The sequence below is a fragment of the Butyrivibrio proteoclasticus genome (assembly GCF_900115735.1).
Taxonomy (GTDB): Bacteria; Bacillota; Clostridia; order Lachnospirales; family Lachnospiraceae; genus Butyrivibrio; species Butyrivibrio proteoclasticus_B.
Genome location: NZ_FOXO01000044.1, coordinates 1 through 22559, shown reverse-complemented (window position 1 = coordinate 22559; position 22559 = coordinate 1). Strand labels below are relative to the sequence as shown.

Sequence of the window (22559 nt, the reverse complement as noted above, 5' to 3'; positions counted from 1 at the left end):
TTCATTTCCCATTGCTCACCTCAAAGCTTACGCCATCCTCTTCTTGATCTCATCTATCAAAGTAATATCCGCCGGAAGCCACTTAACTGAATCAAGCTCTTCTCTAATTTCTCTTACTAAAGCATCTTCTGGGCTTTCTCCAGGTTCAACTTTTCCGCCCGGAAATTCCCACCAACCTTTATAATTCCCATAGCCTCTGGCTGTGGCAAAAACTCTTTTACCGTCTCTGATCAGCGCAGCTACTACGTTTATTGTCTTTCTGGAAGTGTCCATAAATGCCTCTTTTTCCCAAATAATCACTCATTCAATTATATAGAAAAAAGGAATCTAGCGCTATATGAGTCGCTAGATTCCATCTATGGTTTGAACCTGACGATATACACCTTCTCAGATGAGCGGATGTCCCTAATTCGATCCAGAAGTTCTTTCCAGTAGTTTCCGCAGCCATTCCCCTTTAGCCTATCATCATCCATTGCAAAGCCTTTGATGATATATTCCTTTAAAACAGAATTTGCCCATATACGGAACTGAGTTCCGCGGATAGATTTCACACGATATTTAATTAAATGATATCCCTATACATACTGACTGTCAGTTAACTCGTGGTTGATAAATTCAGATGCTTTTCAAAAAATAAAGAGCTTGATTTAAATATCAAGCTCCACGGTCACTACATGTATTAAATCCACTCCTTTGGCAAAATTCATACTTGATTCAATGAAAGGCCATCTACCATGAGCGTGAACAACACTGAAAACAGCAAAATAATAAGAGCAGCTACACTGATATCAGTACTTGCTGTACCAGTTACACTGCTTGCAGGGCTACTCTTATCTAATTGTAAGAAGAAATAGATCTAATTCCTCTTATAACCTCTATCTTGACATAAAGCCAAACAAGTTATTATCTTACCATTTTTTTAGGAACAAACTCTATTTTTAAAGTACTGTCCATAGCTTCAGCAAGGCGTTTAAGAAGCGCAATGCTAGGATTTCTTGTACCCTTCTCCAATCTGCTTATGTCCGCTTGACTTATACCGCTCTTCTCTGACAATTCCAACTGAGTCATACCCGCATGGATTCTTGCATCAAGTATCGCTCTTGTAATATCCATTTCCGGTTGAAGTGCCTCATATTCACTTTTAAACTCAGGATCCTGCATAAGTTCATTGGTCAATTCCTGAAGATCACTCATACGTTCCCGCCTCCTTCCTACTATGGTAGTCGATTCTTCTCTGCTTAGCTAAATCAATTTCACCTCTAGGTGTTTTCTGTTGTTTTTTAACAAAACCATTAGTGGCAATTATGATTTGCCCCTTATCAAAGAAATACAATATCCTGACTATGTTATTTCCTTCACCACTACGTAATTCAAATATACCATCTTCCAGCTCTTTTGAAAGAGGTTCTCTAGCAAGATTCTCTTGTTTTTGTCAAAAATGATAGTCAAAAGCAGCAACTATATAATAAACATCTCCATCCTTACACCGACGCATTAACTGCTCAGGGCTCTCAAAATCTCCATAATCACTGTAGAATTGCAAAGCACATGTATCATCCATTACACACTGTAGCTTATATAGCAAATAATGGATATCTCTGTCTTCACTATCCAAAAGTTTTTCCAATGTAAGAGCATTGCTGAATTCTTTTAAAGCCTTGCGATATCTTTTATAAACGCCTTTCATGAATTTTTCACGATTTTTAATGGTCATCTTGTACTGCACAAAGTTGTCTTCAGGATAATCCTCATACTCCGTTTTCATGATCTCTGTCTGAAAAAAATCGGAGTAATATCCAGAAAAATAGTCCCTTGCTTCATACTCAAGATTCGTTACACCACAATAATCATATCCCTGGCGCTCTATCTGACTCACTGAAAAATAGTCGTCGTCAATGACATCGTTTTCCGAAATCGGATTATCATTCAAAACAAAAATTGTAGAATGCATTATTTGTTCCCCTTATCTCTGATTGGCAATTCTAGCCAGTTCTCGCTTAAATGCATCGTAATTCCGACTGTCCTTAGGACTGCAATAAACAGCAAATTCTATATTTTTGAACATATACAGATAGTCATTAATCACATTTGCTGCAGCTCTGGCAACAATCTCCGGTTTATTCTGAAATGCTCCACATCCAAATGCCCCCAATATAACTACTTCATCAGCATTAGCCACGGCAACATCCAATATTCTCCTTAGCCTCTTTTCATGAAGCTCAAGCAGATCTTTATCTGATATTTTCACTTTTTTCGTTCCATCGCTCTTATTATATGGATTGCTGGGGTTGTCCCTAAGATTAGGAGCAGCACATGTAATAACGTCAACCTCATACCACTGAGTTTCTGGCATGGCAACAGGAGCTGCTGTGTCTGTTTTAAACACTACAACTCCCGGAGTATATATAATGTCATCATTGTGAATTGGATCAGCTGCATTCCTGTGAGGAGCATAAAATCCGTTCCACATCTCCTTGGTATTAAGCATGCTGTACAAAGTCGAGCATCTGCACAGACATTCTTCCTGGACTGTAGATCCCTTAACTACTCCACCGCCTGGATTTGTTGCTGACGCAAAATTATGAACAGCAACTTTCATACCTTTGTATTCACTTGCAGCCTCAAATGTCTTTTTCTTTGAGACTACTATCTTAGCTGATTCATCATACTTATCTTTCTCAGTTACAAATAATGAATCTCCCTCCAGAATAAGCTTCTGATTCTCAGATGCCTGTTTTATAGACTTCCTTAGCCGAACGTTCTCTCTGCACATCTTTTCTGTATCTTAGAATATTGCTACATTTTCATCTCGTCCCATTATTCTCACCTTCTTATTCTGTCAATTCGTATCATGAATACAATTTCTCTAAAAGAGCTTTATTGTCACAATCATATTTTTCAATCTCATCACGAATCTTCTGCTTAAAGTGTCTGAAGAATAATTCTATGTTCTCCCGTTCAGAACCTGTGTAGTTATTCGTCTGATGATGGTACTTATCCAAACTGTAGATATAGAGAATAGACTTTGAGATTCTCGGGTCAACATTACATGCACCTCCCACAGCAAAGAAATATATCATATCAAATGTCTGTTTTCTTGCAGATGCTATCATACATATACGCGGACTCTCCATCTGCAGAATTCTGAACGCATCTTCTTCGAACTTCTTGTTCTCAATATCAGTTTGTGAAAGAGGTCCGTATTAACTCATAGCAACCTCTTTCTCATCATGGTCCATAAAGTTATCAAGAAAAAGTTTCTGCCCGCAAGAACAGCTGACTGTTATTGCCATGCCAAGAGATGTTGGTGAAAAAGAATAGGAAAACCTGTCTCCAGCCAGTTCCTCAAGACAGCCATCATGAAGCTTTTGGAATTCATTAAGTTTTTTCGCATCTCTGCCTGTTATTTTAAATGTGATGTCCTCAGTTTGCATCTATATTCTCCTGTTTCCATCCTTCTAGTGCCTCATCTTCTCTCATAAAACTAAATCAGCATAATCTCTGGTGTCGTACCATTCTGATTTGTACCAGTCCTCACAGAACTTCATTGCATAATCAACGCCACATTGTTCGCCAGGAACGTCATAGATACTTCCTCCTGGTCCGAGGAATGCACCCCAGTATTCATCAGCTTTCTCACTGTCCCTACTAAGCTCTTTGTCTCTTAGCTCACAAATCCTATACACCGCAAGCGCTCCAGATTCACTATAGTTAAATACATAGATACGTTCATCAGGACTATATAAATCTCCGACATCCTGCAAGTATGTTTTCTATTATTATTTTCGATTCCCGAATTCATAAGCTACATTCTTTTAACTGCTATTCATAAATCCCACGCATCTTCTGTCAGCAAGCTTTCAGGTTCTCCCTTAATTCTTTGCAATGTCTTCCGTTCTGACTCATTTAACTCTGATGTAGTAAAACAATTCGATTCATCTTTTGCAATAAACTTTGCCCATAGAGTATCCATGTCAGAGCAATTACCACATGTTCTTGGACTAAGCACTCCAAACATCCCAATGTGAGGAGGATAATCCCATCCACTCATATATGCCTGCTCAGCAGTTATATATTCTTTTTTTCCACAGACCTCACAATAATGCCAAAAAGGTCTTTTTTTCATAGACTCTATGAGTTTTTCCTTTTCTTCTCTCCTAGCATCTTCAGCCTTAATCATCTCTGCTTCTTTCTGTAGCTCTTTTCTTGCTATATCAACTATTTCAGGCTTAGGATCATCCATTCTTAGGACAGGTTTGCCATTTTTTACAGCAAAGATATTGTCAAAGCCTTCACTTGGGTTTGGAAACTCTATTTCTGCTTCAATAGCTTTATAATATTCAAACCGATCATCTAATCCACGCTTTTGGATATTCATCTTCCACCGATCATCATCAGGGCACATTACATGGACATCTATAGTTACATCACCGCACTTCCTGATTTCATCAATATATGCAATACGTCGCTTGGCCTTATAGAAGGTCTGCTCTACAACAACTTTCTTGCCTGCCTTAACGTCTCTCAAAATATCTTCGAGAAGCATACTATTAGCCTTCATAACACATTTTTTCTGCACAGAAATTGGAATTGCGTCTTCATACCCTGCCTCATCATATGCTCTTTGTTGATAATCATATGCATTTAAAATGTCTACGTCTTCCTGCGAAAACATTTCATTTATATAAAATGATTTTCCAGAAGCAGTTGCTCCGATCACAAAAGTTATAGAACTCATTAAGTCCCTCCCTATAACGTCCATAATAATTTCTCAGCTTTCAATTACTTATCTCAGGATACTCCACAATCAGTTTTTCAACATTTGCCGGTGCAAGCACTGCCATGATATCAGTGATATCCTTATCATTACCGATTGCCCTGAATCCAGCCCAGGCATATGGTGAATCCTTTATGGTCATGGCTACTGCTTTCCTGTCGTGGTCGTATTCTTCATAAAGGCGCCTGGAATAGAGCATCATGTCTTCTGCTTTATGCTTCATCTCAGCAAACTGCCAATCATAGTACTTAATGATATGGGCATTAGCCGGAAAATCTTTTGCCAGCTTTGAAAGATCCTCACCATTACAGAAAAACTCAGCCATTCTCTTTACAGTGAACACTTTATTCGTAGATAATCTGTGCATAGCCACGTATGCCGGAGACTTTATCTTGACCCTGTTATGTTTCTCATCAACCACGACAAAGCCCTCATCCTCTATCTCGTCGCCCTTATTTAGCGCAAGAGCAGCATCAAGACACTCATTCATAGATTTTAGTGCAAAGCTCCTGGGTCTCCTAAATTGCAGAAGCTCTGTATCCAACTCTTCTCCTGTAAGATTATTTCTTGCGGTCAAGAAGAACAGCTCAGTCATTTCATATCTGACAACAATCTGACTAAGTGGAGAAACAAGCTCAAAAATGTAGGTATAGTCTTTATTCAGTTCCTCAAAAGGAATCTCATTTACGTTTTCAGCACGGGCAATTATGTCCGCATAAGTCAGTTCGTTATACCCTGGAATAGCTGCATCCTTAGCATCACAGGTAGAACTTGTCGCAAATCTCCATGCACCTTTGTACCAGAACAGCTTAATCATGGATCCATCTATTTTTTCCAGTACCCTAGCACTGTTCCAGTCAATATCTGCAGCGTACTTTTCCTGCACATTAAAAAACTTATCAAACGGCCAGCAGACCACTACAAGCTGCGCAACGTCTATTATTATTCCCCTTGCCTCGCATACCAGTGGATCAGAGAAATCGGCTTCAGTTGCATATTTGAAGCACACAAGATCTCCGTTATGGTTTGTGCGTATAAACTTTTCATTCAGCTTCTCTTCCCAGGTATCCGGGTTATTCTTTATGAATTCTAATATTCTCGACTTCATGTCTGTATCTCTTTGTTAATCCATTTCTTTTCCTTCTTCTCTACGGCGTGGTCAATTGTGATCCTGTGAATGCTGTCTATATCCGACAGAATCCCATCCTTTATCAGTTTTCCCAGATTAACCGGTGTATATCCGCAGACATTGGCTGCAAGATTCAGATGCTTACACCCTTCTTTATACATTTCCATATTGCTATGATCATGGCCATGAATGTTAAGACACCACGGCAGACCATATACCGGTTCATGCGACAAAAGAATCTTATCAGCTATAAAAAGAGGTCCGGCATATATCTCATCAAACAGCCCTGTATACTCACCTCTTCTGTCATGATTGCCAAGAAGCAGGATCTTTTTTCTGACCCTGAGCTGTTTTACATACTCAGGCTTTCCTACATCACCAAGGCATACAAAGGTATCATTTTTCATGATCACAGAATTCAGTATTCTGACCTGTTCCGCAGGATCTATCCAATTCGGATCCATTAGCTTACAGTCATCATCATCAAAATGTGTATCAGACAGGATATATACCGATCCGTTTTCTGACCAGTGCCTAAATGGCTCATACAATGTAGATATCATGTTCCCTCCCGTCTTTGATTACTCATTATTTTTCCACAATGAGTCTATTACTAATTCTTCATCATCTTCCTGTGTTTCTATCCCACTTGAAAGTGGCGTTAATTCAACAACTGATATGCTATACTCATGCTTGGATTTATACAGATCCCTTATCTCACGCTCAGAAAAAGAATCCAGCAATTTCTTTGAATCTAACGAATTTATCACAGCAGTCCTGCACTCGAAATCAACTTTATCGGTAACCGCTTCATCGCGGCCAACTCTTTTTTCACACTCCTCAACATATTTGTTGAAAATATCTTTAGCAACAGTACTAAATCTTTTAGGTATAATATGATTCGGTTCATCTTCATCGCATATCAGATATACAAACTCTTCAATCGCCTGTTCCTTTACATCATCTAAAAAAACAGGTTCATCATTATAGGCATAGTCCAGCGTATTTTCCAAAAAAATATCGACTGCATCATACATATTATCCGCGCGAACTAAATTGTAAGTATAAATCGGATTGCTACCAGCAACGAAAAAGTCCTCTTGGAAGCCATTGTCCAAATCTCCGCGCCAGCAGACCATATAATCTCTCACTTTTTCCTCCCAAAATTGCCTACAGCACAGCCATGCGGTATCACTTCAGGTCAACCGGCTTAGCGCCAAACCTTCCCATGGATTTCAGCATATCTCTATGCCTAAAGAACAGTTATCCTTTGACCATTCAAAAAGCAAGACAAAAACCGATAAATAAACATGATTCATAAATAACCAAGAACATAAAACCCAAAATAGTGGAGACTATTATCAGCCAGTCGAGCTGCCAATGATTGCGACAATCATTGGGTTCCAAAAACAGGATTTGATCCTGTATTCCAAGCTTTGGGGCTTGCGCCTTATCCATTTGGCTATTTCGGACTTTTAAGTGGTTTTACAGACCATATTGTAACTTGACCCTGTTACAGGGAAGCCGGGTTCGAAGTTTTCGTACTGCAGGCAATACTTTTACATTATATTTCTATAAAAGTTGTAGCGTTGGACACCTTGATCTGAGTATCAAGCTCAGTAAGCAGGGTATCGCGTTTTTCTTTTAGCGCATCAGCTTTTTTCTGTGCTTCAAGCGGATCAACTACTTCAGTTGTATTTTCCTTAACATATGCATCTACAACTCCCAGTGGCTTATCATCCTTTACCTTGGTATCCTTACCAAGGATAGAAAGCCTCATGCTTTCAGCAGTACTTTGGAGCTGCTTATTCTTCGTATCTGCAAACTGGATCATTTTCTGAAGATCAGTCTCCATCTTTTTCTGAAGCATATATTCAAAATTTGTGCTGCCATCATAAGAGCCTGTGCTTCGAAGTCTATTTCTTAGAGAAATCGCTCCAGCAACAGTATACTCACCATATGAAGTCTTTACCTTGGTCTTGGCATTTGATGCTACTATGGCTGAATCTATTTTCTGATATCTGTCTATCAGATCCTGAATCTGCTGATATGCACTTTCTGCATTTTTAGCGAAATCTTCCCTGGAAATACGCTCTTCATATACCTTATCCTCGTTAGGCTTTATCGTGTCAATAAAAACCGCTTTACCTATCTTGTCAGTTATTTTGTCTACAAGAAGGTCTCTTTCATCAAGCGCCTGTGTTACAAGCATTTTCTCTGCCATATATGTCACTCTCCTTTTCTTAGTATTAGTCATCATTCTTCATAAGATACTTGTTGTTTATTACCTTCATAGATAACGGTCCGCTCAGTGTATATGAATGAACAGGCACTACAGGACGGATTACTATTCCTTCTCTGGTAGTTCCGTTGTATCCGATTCCTTCTGCCCTTGTTAAAAGAGCTGCTTCATCAGGATACTTTGCCAGGAGATCATCACCCTCCTCTTCTACAGGAACCATCTGGCATCCGACATACTCACATATCTTCCTTAGTGTTGCCAAGTCAGTTCTCTTGTCATCCATTTTGGCTGTAAACACAAACCACTCCGGTTTCTTTAACTTAAGCCTGTTCTTCTGAATTCCTTCACCGCACCATTCTCCCTGAAGAACCAACGTGCTAAGCCCATGCACATCTGCATACTCTTTCATCTTCTCAGGTATTCCTGCGGCCTTTACATGCTCAACAAATGCAGACTTTCCATCATCCTTATAAGTGAAGTTATGTCCGGTAAAAGATATTTCCCCATCCCTTACACCTATTGAATGGCTTGATCCATCCATCTTTGTAGTTATGTAATATGGAAGCCCCTTGAACTCGTTTAGCAGTTCAGGTGCTGACTGTATTCTGGTCTCATCAGTCTTAGGGATATATCCCGGACGATCTCCAATCATAGTTCCTCCGGATCCTGCACGCTCAGGCATTTCCCATTCACGCACACCAAGGATTTCCGTGACGTCCATTCCTTCCTCCAGTGTCATGCCCTGAAGCTTTGGCAGCTTATCTATCCCCAGACATAAACCCTGGGATATCTCTCCTCTAAACTTCATGGTCTTAAGTCTGAATCCTTCTCCCATGAACTCATTGCTTCTGTAAGAATTCTTTCTTAAAAACTCGAACTCATCACATACAGGGAGAAAAGAATCTATCTCGAAATAGACCACCAGATCTCCCACATGAAATTCTCCCTTTCCTCCGACACATTTCCATCCAAGAACCTGAACAAGTTCCAGTCTATCCGCATCCGGTATAGGCATGACTGCCTTGATTCTCTGTATTGATGCTAGTTTTCTCATCTTTTCTTTCCTTCCTTCTCAATAATACTTCGAATAAGCTCCCCATATTCATCTCCTATCGGAAGCTCGTAATCTACATGTATCCTTTTGCGCGTTGTCATTTTAGTCTCGCCTGACAAGGGATTAGTGCCCTCTTTCTCATACTCTTCATTCCACATACCGACTCCGCGTTTCTGCCATGAAGGCAGCTTATCGTAATTAATTCCTCTGCTGAAGAGAAGCTCATTTTTGTAACTTATTCCTTTGCCCTTCAGCTCTGATGTCGCCTTGTGAACTGACACCCCTTCTTTTCTAAGCATCCAGTAACAATGTGAATTTAGTGCATTCCTGTTAGCATCTTCCTGTCTCCATCGGAAGTAATCTTCAACTCTTTCTGCATTTGGGAGAGGCACCATTCTGCAATCAAAAGTAGCTGCCATTCCAAGTTCCAGTGAAAACACTGCACTGGCTTCAGCAGCCAGGGTTGAATTGTATTTTCGCACTTTCCTTCCAAATGCATCCTCGCCAGCAGCAAACAGTAATGATATCTCATCGCTTTCTGTGTATGCATACACAACTCTGAATCCACAATCCATGAGCGCCTTTGTAGTTTTCACCATCATATCTCTAAATTTTTCATCAAACGGTGCTTCAAAGTTGCAAACTTCTTTTGTAAGCTTTGTAAAGCCCCGACCATCAAGCCTTGCAACCATATAAATGTCAGGAAGTAATACCTGATCTAACGATTGCTCATAAATTCGCATCTTTGCATCCATCTCATCAAAACGCATTGTTTTCTCCTCCATTACTATTCTCTACTAACAATAGTATTCCTCCCCTGCACAGTTGTCAGTTAACCCGTGGTTGATAAATTAGAAAATCGCTCTATCAAAATGATTAAATAATAGTCCCAGGAACGGGTAGCAGGCATCCGTGGGATGCCATGCTTGCGACTCCGAGCTCTGCGAGGGATCCCATAACCTTCTGCGTATGAAGCGGATGCTCTACCTCCCACGCTATCCCGGGATAGCGGACACAGAGGGACTTGAACCCACAACCTCCCGGTTAACAGCCGGGCGCTCTGCCAATTGAGCTATGTATCCAAAGCTGCGGTAGCAGGACTCGAACCTGCAACTTCCTGAGTCAGAGTCAGACGCTCTACCAATTGAACTATGCCGCATTGATGCTGCTGGTGGGGCTTGAACCCACGACCTTCGGTTTAAGAAACCGTTGCTCTTCCAACTGAGCTACAACAGCTTAGTGCTGCCTATGGGACTTGAACCCATGACCTACGGTTTAAAAGACCGTTGCTCTTCCAACTGAGCTAAGACAGCATAATGGGCCCGAGTGGAGTTGAACCACCTCGCAGGGATTTTCAATCCCCAGCTCTACCAGTTGAGCTACAAGCCCTTAGAGACGTAAGTGGGAGTCGAACCCACGCTCGCGGAGTTGCAGTCCGCTGCCTTTCCAGCTTGGCTACTACGTCTTACTACGACACTTGGAATTGAACCAAGATTGCAGGAGTCAAAGTCCTGTGGGCTACCATTACCCCATGTCGTAAGGCGCAGCCTTAAGCGACTGCGATTATGTCATCAATAGGAACTTCAAGATAAACTGAAAGAGCCACAATCCTGTCTATACTTGGAAGAACTTCTCCTCTTAAGTACCTGTACACAAGCGATGTGCTTGCTCCAAGGTATTCCGACACCTCAGATACTGTATGTCCGCTCTCTCTGATTAGCTCCCTGATTCTTAATCCTGTTCCTTCGATATCTATTACTGGATAATCCATTTCTTTTTCTCTCCTTTTTGCATTAAAAAATCCACCTAACGCAAGTTAAGTGGACCTAGAACTACTCTATTCTTAACGCTCAGGATTTCTTCGGATTATCTTTTTCCGGATCCCGGACCATCAACCACCAACTTGCAATTTGCATAACTAACAAAGCACTTCTGATTTTTGCAGAACTGCATGAATTGTTTGTTATTAAACTGCTGGTTGATAGTTACGTAGTACATTCTTAATTCTTCTCCTTAATCTTTGCTGCTGTATTGCAGCTCTTTGCGTTTCTGTAATTGTATTATTTACCAGAAACTTTGATCTGTATAGTGTCATCAGATGACACTAAGCGTTTGCGGAAGGATTCGAACCTTCGGCACAGTTTTCCGTGCTCTGCATTAGCAGTGCAGCACCATAAGCCATCTCGGTCACGCAAACTCAGTGGGCAGGATGAGACTCGAACTCACGATGTTTCTGTTGTCAGGGTTTTACAGACCCCTGCCTTCGCCACTAGGCATACCTACCCTTAATAGCTCCTGCGGGGTTTGAACCCGACATCTCCAGCTTGAGAGGCTGGCGTCCTAGCCGATTAGACTAAGGAGCCTTACTGATTCCAACGGGACTTGAACCCGGTATCTTTGGCTTGAAAGGCCAGTGTCCTAACCCTTTAGACTATGGAACCATGCGCAGGCGCTTTCACGCCCGCTAATCTATATTCAATTCATGCGCTTAGTGAATAAAGCCATTCCCCTTCAACTACGATAATGTCATCCATAGCAACACCTAAAACAGCTGCTAATACGACTAAATTGTCAAGTGTTGGCATGGCAGTTCCGTGCTGCCACTTGTAAATCGCCTGTGGAGTAGCAAAACCGAACACATCCTGTAAATCCCTAACAGACATACCGGCTGCCACTCTTAAATCTGTAATTCTCTGTCCCGTAGCGACCATATCGATCGCTGGAATATTCTGTGTCATTTTTGACTCATTTCTGGCTCTTAGCCAAACAGATCCGCCAGGACTTGAACCCGGACTAACAGTTTTGGAGACTGCTGTGCTGCCAATTACACCACGAATCTATAGCGCAGAGCCTGGGATTCGAACCCAGATATCCGTGAGGAATGTCGGTTTTTCCCCTGCGGGGACTAGCTTCGCGTCGCTCCCGATGCTGTACCAACCACGCCAACTCTGCATTTTAGGCAAAATAAAAAGCTGCCTGCCTCATCTAAGAGGTAAGCAGCTGCTAAACATGTTCATCTATAAGCTCGGATCCTGTCTATCACGATCCTGCCAAAACAACATTTTCTCGCATTTGCCTATCCTTAAATGAGCGCATGAAATTAAACATCCACTCTGATTTGCTCTGGAGTGATGATTCATAACTTTCGCTATAGAGGCAATAATTGCGATTCATTGTTGTCATGTCTCTTTCTTTTCCTTTCCGGGAGCTCTTATCTGCTCCGCTTATCTCTTTCTATATCATATAGTAACACTGGTAAGTTTAGTTGTCTATTAGCCTTGTAGTATAAAATACTTAGCTCGTTCAACTTTAGTACATTGCTAAATACTTACGACTGCAAGATTCAGTTACCTTAGTCTCCAATGGCTAATTCTTTCTATAGTAGCACAAATATCTTCACATTTTTACCGTATCACCTTTTTGGGGTTTTAATAGTTTTTAATGGATATTAGAAAGATTGTATTGTCTCTATCATCTTTGTATTATCAATTCCAAGCTTTTTCCTCAGCTCAATATCCTGGTGTTGCTTCTCAAAGTATGATCTTAGCTTAATCTGCTCGGATCTCTCCTGATAAGAATACTGGTCCGTGACCTGATTTTTCATTGCTACATCGAGCCCCTTGAACCAATTGATTTTCTTAGTAGAATTTTCCGAGTATCTTGCAATCATTGTCTGGGAAGCATTTGGGCCAACGGCAATTGCAGACATTCCAAGTACTTTACCATCTCCTGCAGATGGCGCCATGAACGTTGTAGATGTCAATTCTACCGCAAAGGGCTTATTCAGAGCACTCGCTGTGACTGCACTGGCTGCAGCTGTCTTATACCAGCTGTGATCATTTCGTCTGTCATAAGAATCAATAGCATAAAAACTCATGCAAGCTCCTTCCTCTCATCAAATAGTTTCTGGATCTTATCCTCGTATTCTTCTTCGGCTTGCTTTTCCTCTTTTTCCTTCAAAGCTTCCTGAATGTCATCCAGATCCTTATCTATGCGTTCCATGAGTTTATCCCATTCCTTTTTGGTAAACTCCTGGTTTCCTATCTTGATCTTAACTTCGGTCTCATTGTTAAGAAGCTTATGATAAAGCTCAGTTTTATATGAGTTTATCTTTTCTATCAAAGAGTTTTCCTTAATCTCTGGCTCTTTTTCCGCGTCCGGAGTCTCGTTCTCCTCAGCAGTATCCTCTATCGGCTTGGACTTCTCTTCCTCGATCTCATAACGCTTCCTTGTGCAGTGATTATACTCATGAATGGCCCTCATGATCGCATTGAGATCTTCCGGCATAAACATGCTGGCAGCCTTCGAAAGTTGATCAATGTTATCCACGTTCACATGAAGAGCTCCGCCACTTGGAAGATATATCTTAAGGACCTTTTCTTTCTCATACATGTTTCCAAGGGTTATGGCATTCTGCTGATAATCGCATTCAAAAATCACGCCATTGTAATTGATGATGCCATCCTTAGCCAGGAAGTTATAAGGACATTTCTTCTCACTGGCCTCACTGAGATGAGAACCAAAGCTTTTAGAAGTCTCATCTACGCCTGTATAATTCTCTTTTCCCGCTACAGAATATGTATTGTCCGCATAACGATCAAGTGCCAATGCTGTTATACCCATAATGCCAGCCTCCTAGATGGTAACAAAAAACGTGCCCCTTCATAGGATAATCAATCCATTGAAAAGACACGCATTCCTTTTGCTATCTTATATATCGGTAATTCTCTTTAATTGTTTATACCGCCAATAAAAAAGAATCAGTTACAAATCCATCTCTGAATTCTTTACTGATCCTCTCTTTTTCGTTCTTGCGGTTGTAGGCCTTTCCACTTGGAACGCTTCTTGTTTCACCTCTATCACGCAATCTAGTATGTCCCATCTGCAGCCTGATATATTGAACCCACTTCTTCTGATAACGTGTTACCGGCATGATCTTTTATGAGCACCTTGTCATAATACTTTTTCTTGTAGAAGTGCCTAACCCCGCTCAAAATGTGGGCTTAGAAAAAGGACCGGATTTTGCTCCGATACCAGTTTCAGCTCTTATTCAGCTTGCATTATTACCTATCCAAATCTTCGTTATGGCATGCGATTAAGATAAGCAATTATATCTCTTTGGCTTTGAACAAATCATCTAGTGTGACCTGCTTTTGAACAATTCCACTATACTGATTTGATTCCACCCCATAAGTTGTTACAAATACTATCTGAACTGCTTTTTTAGTCTTTGAATTTTTACGAAAGGTCTCTATCCTCTTTCTCAATTTCTCGTCATAGTCTTTGTCGATGGCGTATTCACTCAAAGAAAATTTCATCTCACAGAGGTTTATAACTCTATCGCGACGATCAATAATCAAATCAATTTGTGTCCCCGCTGTACCAAGCTTCTTATCTGCCTTCACGAACCAAGATGACTCAGTGGATAGAATGCCTAGAATTCCAATCTTTTGCTTAATCTGGCTGATATGATCTTTACATACCTGCTCAAACATATTTCCAGCCCAGGTCTTTCTGGCAGGAGCATCGAGCGTATTGCTCCAATAATGTTCATCCCTGCCCTTGTTATCCCTTATATAGTTAAAATAAAAGCTTGAATAGTAATCAGCTAACTGATAAAGAGTATCTTTCTTCTTTTTGCCAAAAAACGGGTTTTCTCTGACAAAACCAGAATCTACCAGATTCTTTATAATCTTGGACAATACACCATTTAATGCAAGCCCTGTCGCTTTGGAAATATCCTCTCTCGTAAGACCGTTTTTCTTCTTACTGAGTTCATAAACTACAGAAATATAATTCTCACCCTGTGCAAACAAGGTATTATACAAATGGTCAAATTCATCCCATAGTTCTGCCTTTTTTCTAAAGAACAAATAATCAATATTTTGAAGATATGACATTTCTTTATCCAAAAGGCTCAGATAATATGGTATTCCACCCATTATCATATAGCACTCTGTAATATCATATCTTGACCAACGAATACCTTTACTGATCAAATACTCCTCAGTTTCAGCTAGTGAAAATGGCTCTAAGAAAAGCTTACATGTCTGACGATTGAAAAGACCACCCTTATTATGCTCTATATTATCCACCAGCCAAGATGTCGCTGAACCACACACTATAAAAACAAGGTTGTCAACAGAGGATCCGAAATCATTCCAAAAATACTCAAAAGCTGAGAGGAACCCAGATTTATGCGTATCAAGCCATGGCATCTCATCGAAAAAAACAACACATTTCTTTTCTGGATCCTGCTCCTCAATGTATTCACGCAAAAGCTCAAATGCATCTGTCCAGTTTGTTGGTGTTGGTATCTTCTTATGAGACTTTCGATTTAGCTCATTTATAAAAGCATGTAACTGGTCAACCTTCGGCTTATTATATGCACCTGTCAACTTAAAGCTAAAAGAGTTCCCATAGTATTGATTTATCAAAAATGTCTTACCAACTCTTCTTCGCCCATACACCAAGACAAGCTGCGCTGTTTCCTCACGCATACATTTGTCAAGCCTTGCATATTCCCTTGTTCTTCCAATAATCTTCTTTTTCATAAGAATATAATAAGCATATCGATTATATAAGTCAATAATGCTTATCCAAATCCGCAAAAATATATGCGATTTGGATAAGTAATCAATTTAAGTAAATATCGGTAATATTATATTTTTTACCGACATTTACTCTTTTATTATATTCAGCTCTTTTTAGACATAAGCAGAGCTAGTAGATTATAGTTAGGTGCAAAAAGTAGAATCTAATGCATATGATGCTATGGTTATTGTTGGTATGCTTGGACATAAACTGTTTATACCATTAGTAGCAGTAGCTGATTCCGGCGCATCAGTAGAGGGGCCAGAGTTATATTGCACTAGAGGCGGGATACAAGCTATCGGCATAAGAACTGCTGAAGGATTTGTTTTAAAGAAGGGAGCAAGATAGCTGAAAAAACTAAACCGAGTTGTTCCGAACATATTATAAAGCAAAGAGAGCGACTCTGGAATAAAGTAGATGGCAATTGCATTTTATTAGAGGACATTCTATTCAACACTCCTTCTGGTGCAGCCGCTTTTGCATGTGGAATTAATGCTAACGGATATATAGAATGGAAAACTGTAGATGGTATTTCTTTAAAGGAGCTAGACGCGAGTTTAGAATAATTTGTCTTGTAAAACAGCACTGGCATTAATACCAGTGCTGCAGTAAACGCGAATAGTCTGCCAAGTGAGGCTGAATTGCGAACCCTCGGTTAGCAATAAAAACAATGGTGCTGAGCGATGCTCAGCACCGATGCCCTAGCACGAAATAGTCATATATGAACACCAAAAGGTTCCTACATCATCACAGTCAGGCCCCAAAATGTTCGATTATTGCAATATCTTACCTGCCACTATCACTTTATGAAAACTGTCTTAAAGTAAATCAGCTTCATTCAGCTCACATAGTTCTATCCCACGTCCATTCATTTTATACTTAAACAACCTGCTAATACGGTCATCGCAAGTAACAAAAAATAACTGTTCCATAGTTTCTTTTGACGACATCTGGTATTTTAATAAATCCATAAATGCAAGCATATTTACATCATCCATACACGCCGTCAAATCATCAATGAAATATACTTTCATTCTTTCATGCTTATTCCTTGCACTAATCCCAGCAAAAAAATGTGCTAACATAAATACACTTATCTGACCATTACTCAATACATTGACTATGTTTTTGTCCTTATCATCAGTTAACGTAATGCCATCATTTTCTTGAACAACTTTTATCCCCTCAGCAAAATTAAATCTTGCCAATTTGTTATAAAACTTACATAGTACAGGGCCTACTTTTTTGTACTCTTCTCCAGAAAGCTCATCAATAAGATTTCTTATTCCTTCCGCTCTCTGTGTTGCCCTGTCTTTCAATTCTTGAAGCACATTTATTTCTCGATCAAGATCTGTGTTTTTTTTGTTGTTTTCATCCTGCTTTTTACATAGAGCTGTTAATCCCTGATTTGAAAGGAAACTATTGATTGAATTGATCTTAGAAACAAATAACTCATATGAAAAATTCAAAATCTCTAATGGGCTGCCGATAAGATTCTGTACTTTGGCATATGTCTGCTTTAAAGTCTCACCATCATATTTGTAGCCAATGACTGTTAATATCTTCTGATAAGTATCTTTTACTTCATTTTCCACAGATTCTTCGATTATTTTATTTTCTATTTCATCTAATAAAACCTTAAGATTATCTTTATTTAGTTCTTCTAAAATCACATCTTCTCTACTTTTCCTTAACTCATTCACCTTATCAAAATAAGGCTGTGTCTCCTCCAACAATAGTTTTAGTGATTTTATTCTTTTTTCAAGTACCTCGCATTCTTTATCAACTACATCTTTAGCTCTTTTAATAATTTTCTCATATAAAGCATCAATATCTTCTATCAATGCTTTTTTAGCCTCTTCCTTTTCCTTTACAACTTCGCCGTTCAACCTAATGTATTCTTCAGCCTCTTTTAATATCTTAGCCTCATCCATAATTCCAAAAGCTTCCGAACCACATATAGGACATTTCACGACACCATCATCTTTAAGCTTACTATCTCTATAATTAATCACTTCTTTTTTATTTGCGCAAATATTCGACAGTAAGCTTAGCATCTTATTGTTTTTTGATAATAACTCTATCTCAGAGGCAAGTTCCCTCTGTGTCTTATCTTTTAATTCTAGAGTCCTTTTTTCAGTTTCAAAGAACTCCTGGCTAAAGCCTTCATTTCCTAAAACAATTACACTTTCTGCATCTAGAAGAATTGTATCTTTTGATAATGATAAATCTTTCAATCTGTTTTGCTTTATTTCTAATGTTGTAATGATTTCTGTATCAATATTTAGCCTCTCCTCTAATGCGCTTTTGATTAAATCTCCCTTATTTTCTAATAAAGCATCTAATTCTTTGATAAGTTTCTGTTGTTGCTTAAATTCTTCGTTCTTTATAAGCTTATAAATGCTTTCTCCCGCGACTTGATAACCACATTTTTCTATATCCTTTTTCTGTTGATTTAAATCATCTCTCTTTAATTTATAGATATCGATTACCTCACCCGAATAAAACCCAGTTTCTGGATATTTGGTATTTTTAGCATCTTCTCGGGCAATATCAATTTGTTTCTGAAGGTTATCTATCTCGTTCTGAGATACTTTTTGATTTTCTTTGTCTTCTATGTATCTATCACAATCCTCTGCAAAGATGTCTAAATTTGTTGCTATTTGTTTCTGTGCATCATAATTTGTTATAAACTCGCTAAATAATTCATCAAGGTCTGTCCTTTTTGTATTTTGGATATTAAATGATTTCTGTACATCACAAAAGTGAAAATTATAGAAACTATCGCCGACATATTCTTGAATAAAACTTTTTGCTAATTCCTCACTATTATCTATCGTAGCCTTAGAAGAATCTTTATCTAGCTCATCTTTCTTTTGTTCTCTCTTGAGGATCAGCTCTTTTTCCCCATCATATAACCAAAGGACAACCTCCACTTTTTCTTTATCATCAGCTTCGCGATTCTTCAGAATACCATTTGTGTTCAGTTTACGCTCAGCTGTATTAGTACTCCTTGAATCAAAAGCTTCTTTTAATCTTCTGATATCCCCTGTCAGACACCATTCTATTGCATCAACTACAGTTGTTTTACCAATTCCATTAGCGGCAGCAAGAAGCACAACTGTTTTATCTTGAAAATAAATTGTTTTATCAGTATAGCCTCTAAAGTTTTTGATTTTTACCTTCCGTATTATCATTGTTCCAACCACTCCTTAACCTTTTCAAAGTCAGACAGTTTCAATGATTTATCATATACGTCATTTCTTTTTTTTCGAATTACTTTTTTCCAATTTTTTTTCATAAACAACAATAATTCCTCATCACTTGGTAACAACTCGCTCAGCTGTCTCACTTTATTTTCATCAAGAGTAAAACCATCATCTTTGATCATATGAAACGGTAATTCAATCGCTTCATCAGCAGCAATCTTTATGTGACTCTTATCTGATAAATCCCCCTTAATAATCAGCTTCCTTGAGAACATCAAATTGCCCTCTATACTTTTATCCACTTCATCTGAAGAAACAACTATCAATTGCACAATATTATATTTTAACTTTTTGACCGCTTTTGTATTCTCATTAATAATTGAAAATACACGAATTCTTTCATCCCAACTATCACATAAAAGGTTTATATCCTCCACATCCCCTTTAAGAAGAAAAAACAAATCATCTCTTTGCCTGCTAATATAAATACCTAGTAACTCTTCTGGTCTCATATTTTTATCATATAAATCATCGAGGCATATTTCATAATCCAAAGAAATGCTCCCATTAAGAATATCCTTATATCCAGCCTTTTCAAATTCGTCCTGTAAAACCATTATCATTCCCCTCTTACACATTGTTCAGAAAAAATGCATGTGTCACATCTTTCGTTTTTATTCCACTGTCCTTCATCAACTCCAATACAGTCCATGCACTCTATATAAAAAATCTCTTGTCCTAAATCAGCAACTGTAGGATTATCGCATACATCTGCTGTGCTATACTTATAGTAGTTCTTCCCACGCATAATACCATTGTTTCCAAAGAACCATTTTCCCGGTTTAGGCTCAGCATTTATCATACGACTTACGATATTTCTCCTAATTGTATTAAACCTACTAAGAACCTCTGGAAGAATTACTGCATGACTTATCAGCTTATCTTCTGGAAAATGCAAACATATATAGTCTTTCACCGAATTATCCACATAGCTAGAAGGATCTAGCTCATCATCATTGTCAACACTATTAGTCATCCCATTACTCTGATTAATATCAAGCATTATTTTCCATAGATAACATATAAAACACTCAAATCCAGGCTTGCATTCTGCTATTTTTATCAGCCTAGCATCTATCGGCATATCCATAAAATCTTTTATTTTACTACAGTCGTCGGTACTAATTGTATTCAACAACCGATACTGTCCATCCGGATTATCTAACGTCATCGTTAGCCAATTTACTGTATTGTAATAGATCTGATCTAACATCTTTCTTTGCACCACAGAAAGATCATTTCCAATGATTATCTGACCATATATTTCGTATGTAACTCCAATGAGGTAATATACTATTGATAGTTCATCTCTAGTCTGGACAGTCATCCGCATATGCTGATCAAAATCATTTTTATTTACTCTCAGTTGTTCAAAACTAGGGTCTTTCAACATATAGCGGCTTTGTATGCGTGATATTGCTAATCCAAGTAGAATTAACTTCCAGTTTCCCTGATCAACACTTCTATCAGGTCTAGGATATGACAACGCCAATTTATCCATCACTTCATCTTTATACTTATCAATATTTGATAGATGAACAATGCTGCACGCATCCAGGAATCCCTTTATAGACTCCTCCGAAGCCATTTTCAAGAAAAGCTTTCGCTTTCGTTCTTCCTTTTTTGTCAAAGAATAAACTTCTTCTTCTAGAAATTTCTCTGCATCTACTTCATTGGGATAAATCACTTTTTTTCGAAGCGCATTTTCTCCCACCACATATGTTTTCATTTCATCAATCGTAGGAATTGCCACTGTCACCGCTCTGTGAATGTACAGACTCGGTATGGCAGACATGTTACTATTCAACATTCTAAGTTGTAGATATTGATAGAATAAATCCGTGAATATCTCATCCTTTTTAGGCACAGTATTTGGATAATACTTCGCCTGAATAATAAGTAATCTTCCATCTTGAAAAAAAACATCTACGTCCTCTATATACTCTGAACAAACGTACTCAACATCATTATCAAGTAAACATCCAATTGCAATATAATCTTGAAACAAAAAACCTCTTATTTTGTCAGAGGCATCTCTACTTTTATCACCATCGTACATCAATGATAATTTATCTATTTCCTCTTTTGAAACTACGCTCAAGTATTGTAAATCCCCCTTTCACACTTTAATCCATAAGCAAATTCTGTATAATACATCATAGAACCCGACTTTTTCTCATCAAAAAGCCCTATTTTTCTTATAAAAAGTATGCATAATTAGTATAAATCAAAACCAAAACTTGTAGCCACATCATTTTTTAATTCTTCGGACTTATATCGTATTTTCTCTGTCTTCGTATTCACTTTTTTGTAAAGTAAATCGATAAAAAAAATACCAGCCACTGATTATTAATCAATAAACTGGTACTTAAGACATTATTCCGTTGTCTCATAAGGTGAGCATCAACAACACAGCAAATGCAATGATCAGAACAGAGTGAAATTCACAGTAAATAGCGCAATCTTTGCTATAGCCACATCAAACTTATCGTCTTCCCTATCCCTGCGAAGCTGATCCTGGTGGCGTTCAAATTCTTTGCGTTCTTTCCTGCTCATACCACCTACAAGATCCTTATACTGCTTATCTGTAAGTCTCACATCTTTATCTTTCTTATTATTCCCAAAGAATATAATCAAAATCTCCTTCCTTAAGAGGGCACAGGGGCAGGAAATGATATATGATCATCCCCTAGCCCAACTTATATTTATCATTCGATTTCTTATCCAAGCTCCCCATCTCTTCTACAGACTTCATAAAACTCGCAGGTCACGCAGAAGTGTTTGCAGAATCTGTTGTTTCTATAGATGCATTTCTTTATCCAGTAAATGAGTCTGTTCATAAGCCCACATCCTCCGCATTATCGCCTTCGTCTTATAATCCAGTAGCAAGGGTAGCTGCACACATACCAAATCCCCTTGGTAAAAGAGATAAAAAAGATCTTCAGCACCAGGAACGCTCCGTAAAGTCCAAGTAAAACCGGTGCATGTGCTATTACTATCGCTCCTATAAAAATCAAATCAAGAATCAACTCAATCATGCTATCACATCCTTTCCAAACAACTACGCTGACTAACTCATCCCCATATATCTTTTTTCCTCCCCTTAAAGGTTCTCTACATTTCAATAATAAATCCTGACGTGTCCTATAATTGCCTCTCAAAAAGCTCAGCTCCCATCTGCAGTTACTATTCACAGCCTATCTGCATCCCGGACTCATTTTTTCACCACAAGAGAAATACATAACCATTATTTCACAGTTGTATCAAATGCCAAAAAACTAGATTTTTTCTATGTTTTTTGGCATTTTTTTTATTGTTTTATATATCGTCATGTGTTATACTGTATACATGGCGATATAGGAGGTGATATCATGTCTATCATTCATCAAAAAGATAAAAGATCCGGAATCACATATGTCTATGAATGCAAATCTTTTTGGGACAAAGAAAAGAAACAATCCCGTTCAAAGAGAACTCTTATAGGCAGGCTAAAC

The 22559-nt window shown here is 38.6% G+C and carries 27 protein-coding genes, 13 tRNA genes and 2 pseudogenes; 2 read left to right on the top strand and 40 right to left on the bottom strand.

The window, feature by feature from the left end; all coding sequences use genetic code 11:
• Positions 1-27: 27 nt before the first annotated feature.
• From BM146_RS17730 to BM146_RS17565, 36 genes and pseudogenes are all read right to left on the bottom strand, one after another.
• Positions 28-273: an NUDIX domain-containing protein gene (locus tag BM146_RS17730; RefSeq protein WP_074891872.1), complete on the bottom strand. Its 246-nt coding sequence runs from the start codon at positions 271-273 to the stop codon at positions 28-30.
• A gap of 104 nt (positions 274-377) precedes the next feature.
• Positions 378-563 (bottom strand): annotated as a pseudogene (rhuM, locus tag BM146_RS17725) (RhuM family protein); the annotation flags it as partial.
• A 340-nt stretch (positions 564-903) separates the two neighbouring features.
• Positions 904-1194, bottom strand: a complete 291-nt coding sequence (locus BM146_RS17720; RefSeq protein WP_026658859.1) for a helix-turn-helix domain-containing protein — start codon at positions 1192-1194, stop codon at positions 904-906.
• Positions 1187-1405, bottom strand: a pseudogene (locus BM146_RS19070) (type II toxin-antitoxin system RelE/ParE family toxin); the annotation flags it as partial. The gene BM146_RS17720 and the pseudogene BM146_RS19070, both read right to left, overlap by 8 nt.
• A 27-nt stretch (positions 1406-1432) precedes the next feature.
• Positions 1433-1951: a hypothetical protein gene (locus tag BM146_RS19065; RefSeq protein ID WP_083413640.1), complete on the bottom strand. Its 519-nt coding sequence runs from the start codon at positions 1949-1951 to the stop codon at positions 1433-1435.
• 12 nt (positions 1952-1963) lie between these two features.
• Entirely contained in the window at positions 1964-2773 is an 810-nt protein-coding gene (locus tag BM146_RS17710) for a TIGR02452 family protein (protein ID WP_242949438.1), read from the bottom strand.
• Between the two features lie 76 nt (positions 2774-2849).
• Positions 2850-3113: a hypothetical protein gene (locus BM146_RS17705; protein ID WP_074891870.1), complete on the bottom strand. Its 264-nt coding sequence runs from the start codon at positions 3111-3113 to the stop codon at positions 2850-2852.
• A gap of 90 nt (positions 3114-3203) precedes the next feature.
• Positions 3204-3434, bottom strand: coding sequence for a hypothetical protein (locus BM146_RS17700; RefSeq protein WP_074891868.1), 231 nt, complete (start codon positions 3432-3434; stop codon positions 3204-3206).
• 42 nt (positions 3435-3476) lie between these two features.
• Positions 3477-3764, bottom strand: coding sequence for a hypothetical protein (locus tag BM146_RS17695; protein ID WP_074891866.1), 288 nt, complete (start codon positions 3762-3764; stop codon positions 3477-3479).
• 62 nt (positions 3765-3826) lie between these two features.
• Positions 3827-4738, bottom strand: a complete 912-nt coding sequence (locus BM146_RS19060; RefSeq protein WP_177201730.1) for an AAA family ATPase — start codon at positions 4736-4738, stop codon at positions 3827-3829.
• A 40-nt stretch (positions 4739-4778) separates the two neighbouring features.
• Positions 4779-5885, bottom strand: coding sequence for an RNA ligase (locus BM146_RS17680; protein ID WP_074891864.1), 1107 nt, complete (start codon positions 5883-5885; stop codon positions 4779-4781).
• Positions 5882-6469: a metallophosphoesterase gene (locus tag BM146_RS17675; RefSeq protein WP_074891862.1), complete on the bottom strand. Its 588-nt coding sequence runs from the start codon at positions 6467-6469 to the stop codon at positions 5882-5884. Before BM146_RS17675 ends, BM146_RS17680 begins: the two co-directional genes overlap by 4 nt.
• Before the next feature lie 18 nt (positions 6470-6487).
• Positions 6488-7057: a hypothetical protein gene (locus BM146_RS17670; protein ID WP_074891860.1), complete on the bottom strand. Its 570-nt coding sequence runs from the start codon at positions 7055-7057 to the stop codon at positions 6488-6490.
• A 250-nt stretch (positions 7058-7307) separates the two neighbouring features.
• Positions 7308-7378, bottom strand: a tRNA-OTHER gene (locus BM146_RS17665).
• A 92-nt stretch (positions 7379-7470) separates the two neighbouring features.
• Positions 7471-8130: a hypothetical protein gene (locus tag BM146_RS17660; RefSeq protein ID WP_074891858.1), complete on the bottom strand. Its 660-nt coding sequence runs from the start codon at positions 8128-8130 to the stop codon at positions 7471-7473.
• A 25-nt stretch (positions 8131-8155) separates the two neighbouring features.
• The gene (locus BM146_RS17655; RefSeq protein ID WP_074891856.1) at positions 8156-9202 is read right to left on the bottom strand and encodes an RNA ligase (ATP); all 1047 of its coding nucleotides are present in this window, start codon (positions 9200-9202) and stop codon (positions 8156-8158) included.
• A complete protein-coding gene (locus BM146_RS17650) occupies positions 9199-9987 on the bottom strand; it encodes a tRNA(His) guanylyltransferase Thg1 family protein (RefSeq protein WP_242949437.1) in 789 nt (262 codons plus the stop codon). The genes BM146_RS17655 and BM146_RS17650 overlap by 4 nt, the downstream gene beginning before the upstream one ends.
• Positions 9988-10211: 224 nt before the next feature.
• Positions 10212-10284 (bottom strand) — tRNA-Asn (locus BM146_RS17645).
• Between the two features lie 4 nt (positions 10285-10288).
• A tRNA-Gln gene (locus tag BM146_RS17640) sits at positions 10289-10361 on the bottom strand.
• Positions 10362-10365: 4 nt separating this feature from the next.
• Positions 10366-10438: transfer RNA gene (locus BM146_RS17635), tRNA-Lys, on the bottom strand.
• A 4-nt stretch (positions 10439-10442) separates the two neighbouring features.
• Positions 10443-10515, bottom strand: a tRNA-Lys gene (locus BM146_RS17630).
• 4 nt (positions 10516-10519) lie between these two features.
• Positions 10520-10591, bottom strand: a tRNA-Phe gene (locus BM146_RS17625).
• A gap of 4 nt (positions 10592-10595) precedes the next feature.
• A tRNA-Cys gene (locus BM146_RS17620) sits at positions 10596-10667 on the bottom strand.
• Positions 10668-10751: 84 nt separating this feature from the next.
• Positions 10752-10973: a helix-turn-helix domain-containing protein gene (locus tag BM146_RS17615; RefSeq protein ID WP_022778262.1), complete on the bottom strand. Its 222-nt coding sequence runs from the start codon at positions 10971-10973 to the stop codon at positions 10752-10754.
• A 95-nt stretch (positions 10974-11068) separates the two neighbouring features.
• Complete coding sequence (locus BM146_RS20220; protein WP_278308526.1) at positions 11069-11200, bottom strand: hypothetical protein; 132 nt, start codon at positions 11198-11200, stop codon at positions 11069-11071.
• Positions 11201-11311: 111 nt separating this feature from the next.
• Positions 11312-11399 (bottom strand) — tRNA-Ser (locus BM146_RS17610).
• A 4-nt stretch (positions 11400-11403) separates the two neighbouring features.
• Positions 11404-11487, bottom strand: a tRNA-Tyr gene (locus BM146_RS17605).
• Positions 11488-11491: 4 nt separating this feature from the next.
• Positions 11492-11565: transfer RNA gene (locus tag BM146_RS17600), tRNA-Glu, on the bottom strand.
• Positions 11566-11569: 4 nt separating this feature from the next.
• Positions 11570-11643 (bottom strand) — tRNA-Glu (locus BM146_RS17595).
• Between the two features lie 39 nt (positions 11644-11682).
• A complete protein-coding gene (locus BM146_RS17590) occupies positions 11683-11940 on the bottom strand; it encodes a helix-turn-helix domain-containing protein (RefSeq protein WP_022778260.1) in 258 nt (85 codons plus the stop codon).
• A 29-nt stretch (positions 11941-11969) separates the two neighbouring features.
• Positions 11970-12041: transfer RNA gene (locus BM146_RS17585), tRNA-Trp, on the bottom strand.
• Between the two features lie 4 nt (positions 12042-12045).
• Positions 12046-12154: transfer RNA gene (locus BM146_RS19690), tRNA-OTHER, on the bottom strand.
• Between the two features lie 496 nt (positions 12155-12650).
• Positions 12651-13079: a hypothetical protein gene (locus tag BM146_RS17580; RefSeq protein WP_074891852.1), complete on the bottom strand. Its 429-nt coding sequence runs from the start codon at positions 13077-13079 to the stop codon at positions 12651-12653.
• On the bottom strand, positions 13076-13825 hold the full coding sequence (locus BM146_RS17575; protein ID WP_074891850.1) for a hypothetical protein: 750 nt from the start codon (positions 13823-13825) through the stop codon (positions 13076-13078). Before BM146_RS17575 ends, BM146_RS17580 begins: the two co-directional genes overlap by 4 nt.
• Before the next feature lie 115 nt (positions 13826-13940).
• Positions 13941-14135 carry a hypothetical protein gene (locus BM146_RS17570; RefSeq protein ID WP_074891848.1) on the bottom strand — a complete coding sequence of 65 codons (195 nt, stop codon included), beginning with the start codon at positions 14133-14135 and terminating at the stop codon, positions 13941-13943.
• Positions 14136-14310: 175 nt separating this feature from the next.
• Entirely contained in the window at positions 14311-15756 is a 1446-nt protein-coding gene (locus BM146_RS17565) for an AAA family ATPase (protein WP_074891846.1), read from the bottom strand.
• Positions 15757-15943: 187 nt separating this feature from the next.
• Between BM146_RS17565 and BM146_RS17560 the strand changes: the two genes are divergently transcribed.
• Positions 15944-16144, top strand: coding sequence for a hypothetical protein (locus BM146_RS17560; protein WP_074891844.1), 201 nt, complete (start codon positions 15944-15946; stop codon positions 16142-16144).
• On the top strand, positions 16117-16362 hold the full coding sequence (locus BM146_RS20540) for a DUF4357 domain-containing protein (RefSeq protein ID WP_083413643.1): 246 nt from the start codon (positions 16117-16119) through the stop codon (positions 16360-16362). Before BM146_RS17560 ends, BM146_RS20540 begins: the two co-directional genes overlap by 28 nt.
• A 252-nt stretch (positions 16363-16614) precedes the next feature.
• Here the strand turns inward: BM146_RS20540 and BM146_RS17550 are convergent, their stop codons facing one another.
• The 4 genes from BM146_RS17550 to BM146_RS17535 form a co-directional block, all read right to left on the bottom strand.
• Complete coding sequence (locus BM146_RS17550) at positions 16615-18993, bottom strand: ATP-binding protein (RefSeq protein ID WP_074891842.1); 2379 nt, start codon at positions 18991-18993, stop codon at positions 16615-16617.
• Entirely contained in the window at positions 18990-19622 is a 633-nt protein-coding gene (locus BM146_RS17545) for a hypothetical protein (RefSeq protein ID WP_074891840.1), read from the bottom strand. Before BM146_RS17545 ends, BM146_RS17550 begins: the two co-directional genes overlap by 4 nt.
• Before the next feature lie 2 nt (positions 19623-19624).
• On the bottom strand, positions 19625-21166 hold the full coding sequence (locus BM146_RS17540; RefSeq protein WP_074891838.1) for a hypothetical protein: 1542 nt from the start codon (positions 21164-21166) through the stop codon (positions 19625-19627).
• 326 nt (positions 21167-21492) lie between these two features.
• Positions 21493-21702: a hypothetical protein gene (locus BM146_RS17535; protein WP_074891836.1), complete on the bottom strand. Its 210-nt coding sequence runs from the start codon at positions 21700-21702 to the stop codon at positions 21493-21495.
• Positions 21703-22559 lie beyond the last annotated feature (857 nt).

Coding starts and splice junctions, on each gene's coding strand:
- BM146_RS17730 (WP_074891872.1), bottom strand. CDS start 273: ATGGACACTTCCAGAAAGACAATAAACGTAGTAGCTGCGCTGATCAGA.
- BM146_RS17720 (WP_026658859.1), bottom strand. CDS start 1,194: ATGAGTGATCTTCAGGAATTGACCAATGAACTTATGCAGGATCCTGAG.
- BM146_RS19065 (WP_083413640.1), bottom strand. CDS start 1,951: ATGCATTCTACAATTTTTGTTTTGAATGATAATCCGATTTCGGAAAAC.
- BM146_RS17710 (WP_242949438.1), bottom strand. CDS start 2,773: ATGTGCAGAGAGAACGTTCGGCTAAGGAAGTCTATAAAACAGGCATCT.
- BM146_RS17705 (WP_074891870.1), bottom strand. CDS start 3,113: ATGATAGCATCTGCAAGAAAACAGACATTTGATATGATATATTTCTTT.
- BM146_RS17700 (WP_074891868.1), bottom strand. CDS start 3,434: ATGCAAACTGAGGACATCACATTTAAAATAACAGGCAGAGATGCGAAA.
- BM146_RS19060 (WP_177201730.1), bottom strand. CDS start 4,738: ATGAGTTCTATAACTTTTGTGATCGGAGCAACTGCTTCTGGAAAATCA.
- BM146_RS17680 (WP_074891864.1), bottom strand. CDS start 5,885: ATGAAGTCGAGAATATTAGAATTCATAAAGAATAACCCGGATACCTGG.
- BM146_RS17675 (WP_074891862.1), bottom strand. CDS start 6,469: ATGATATCTACATTGTATGAGCCATTTAGGCACTGGTCAGAAAACGGA.
- BM146_RS17660 (WP_074891858.1), bottom strand. CDS start 8,130: ATGGCAGAGAAAATGCTTGTAACACAGGCGCTTGATGAAAGAGACCTT.
- BM146_RS17655 (WP_074891856.1), bottom strand. CDS start 9,202: ATGAGAAAACTAGCATCAATACAGAGAATCAAGGCAGTCATGCCTATA.
- BM146_RS17650 (WP_242949437.1), bottom strand. CDS start 9,987: ATGGAGGAGAAAACAATGCGTTTTGATGAGATGGATGCAAAGATGCGA.
- BM146_RS17615 (WP_022778262.1), bottom strand. CDS start 10,973: ATGGATTATCCAGTAATAGATATCGAAGGAACAGGATTAAGAATCAGG.
- BM146_RS20220 (WP_278308526.1), bottom strand. CDS start 11,200: ATGTACTACGTAACTATCAACCAGCAGTTTAATAACAAACAATTCATG.
- BM146_RS17590 (WP_022778260.1), bottom strand. CDS start 11,940: ATGACACAGAATATTCCAGCGATCGATATGGTCGCTACGGGACAGAGA.
- BM146_RS17580 (WP_074891852.1), bottom strand. CDS start 13,079: ATGAGTTTTTATGCTATTGATTCTTATGACAGACGAAATGATCACAGC.
- BM146_RS17575 (WP_074891850.1), bottom strand. CDS start 13,825: ATGGGTATAACAGCATTGGCACTTGATCGTTATGCGGACAATACATAT.
- BM146_RS17570 (WP_074891848.1), bottom strand. CDS start 14,135: ATGCCGGTAACACGTTATCAGAAGAAGTGGGTTCAATATATCAGGCTG.
- BM146_RS17565 (WP_074891846.1), bottom strand. CDS start 15,756: ATGAAAAAGAAGATTATTGGAAGAACAAGGGAATATGCAAGGCTTGAC.
- BM146_RS17550 (WP_074891842.1), bottom strand. CDS start 18,993: ATGATAATACGGAAGGTAAAAATCAAAAACTTTAGAGGCTATACTGAT.
- BM146_RS17545 (WP_074891840.1), bottom strand. CDS start 19,622: ATGGTTTTACAGGACGAATTTGAAAAGGCTGGATATAAGGATATTCTT.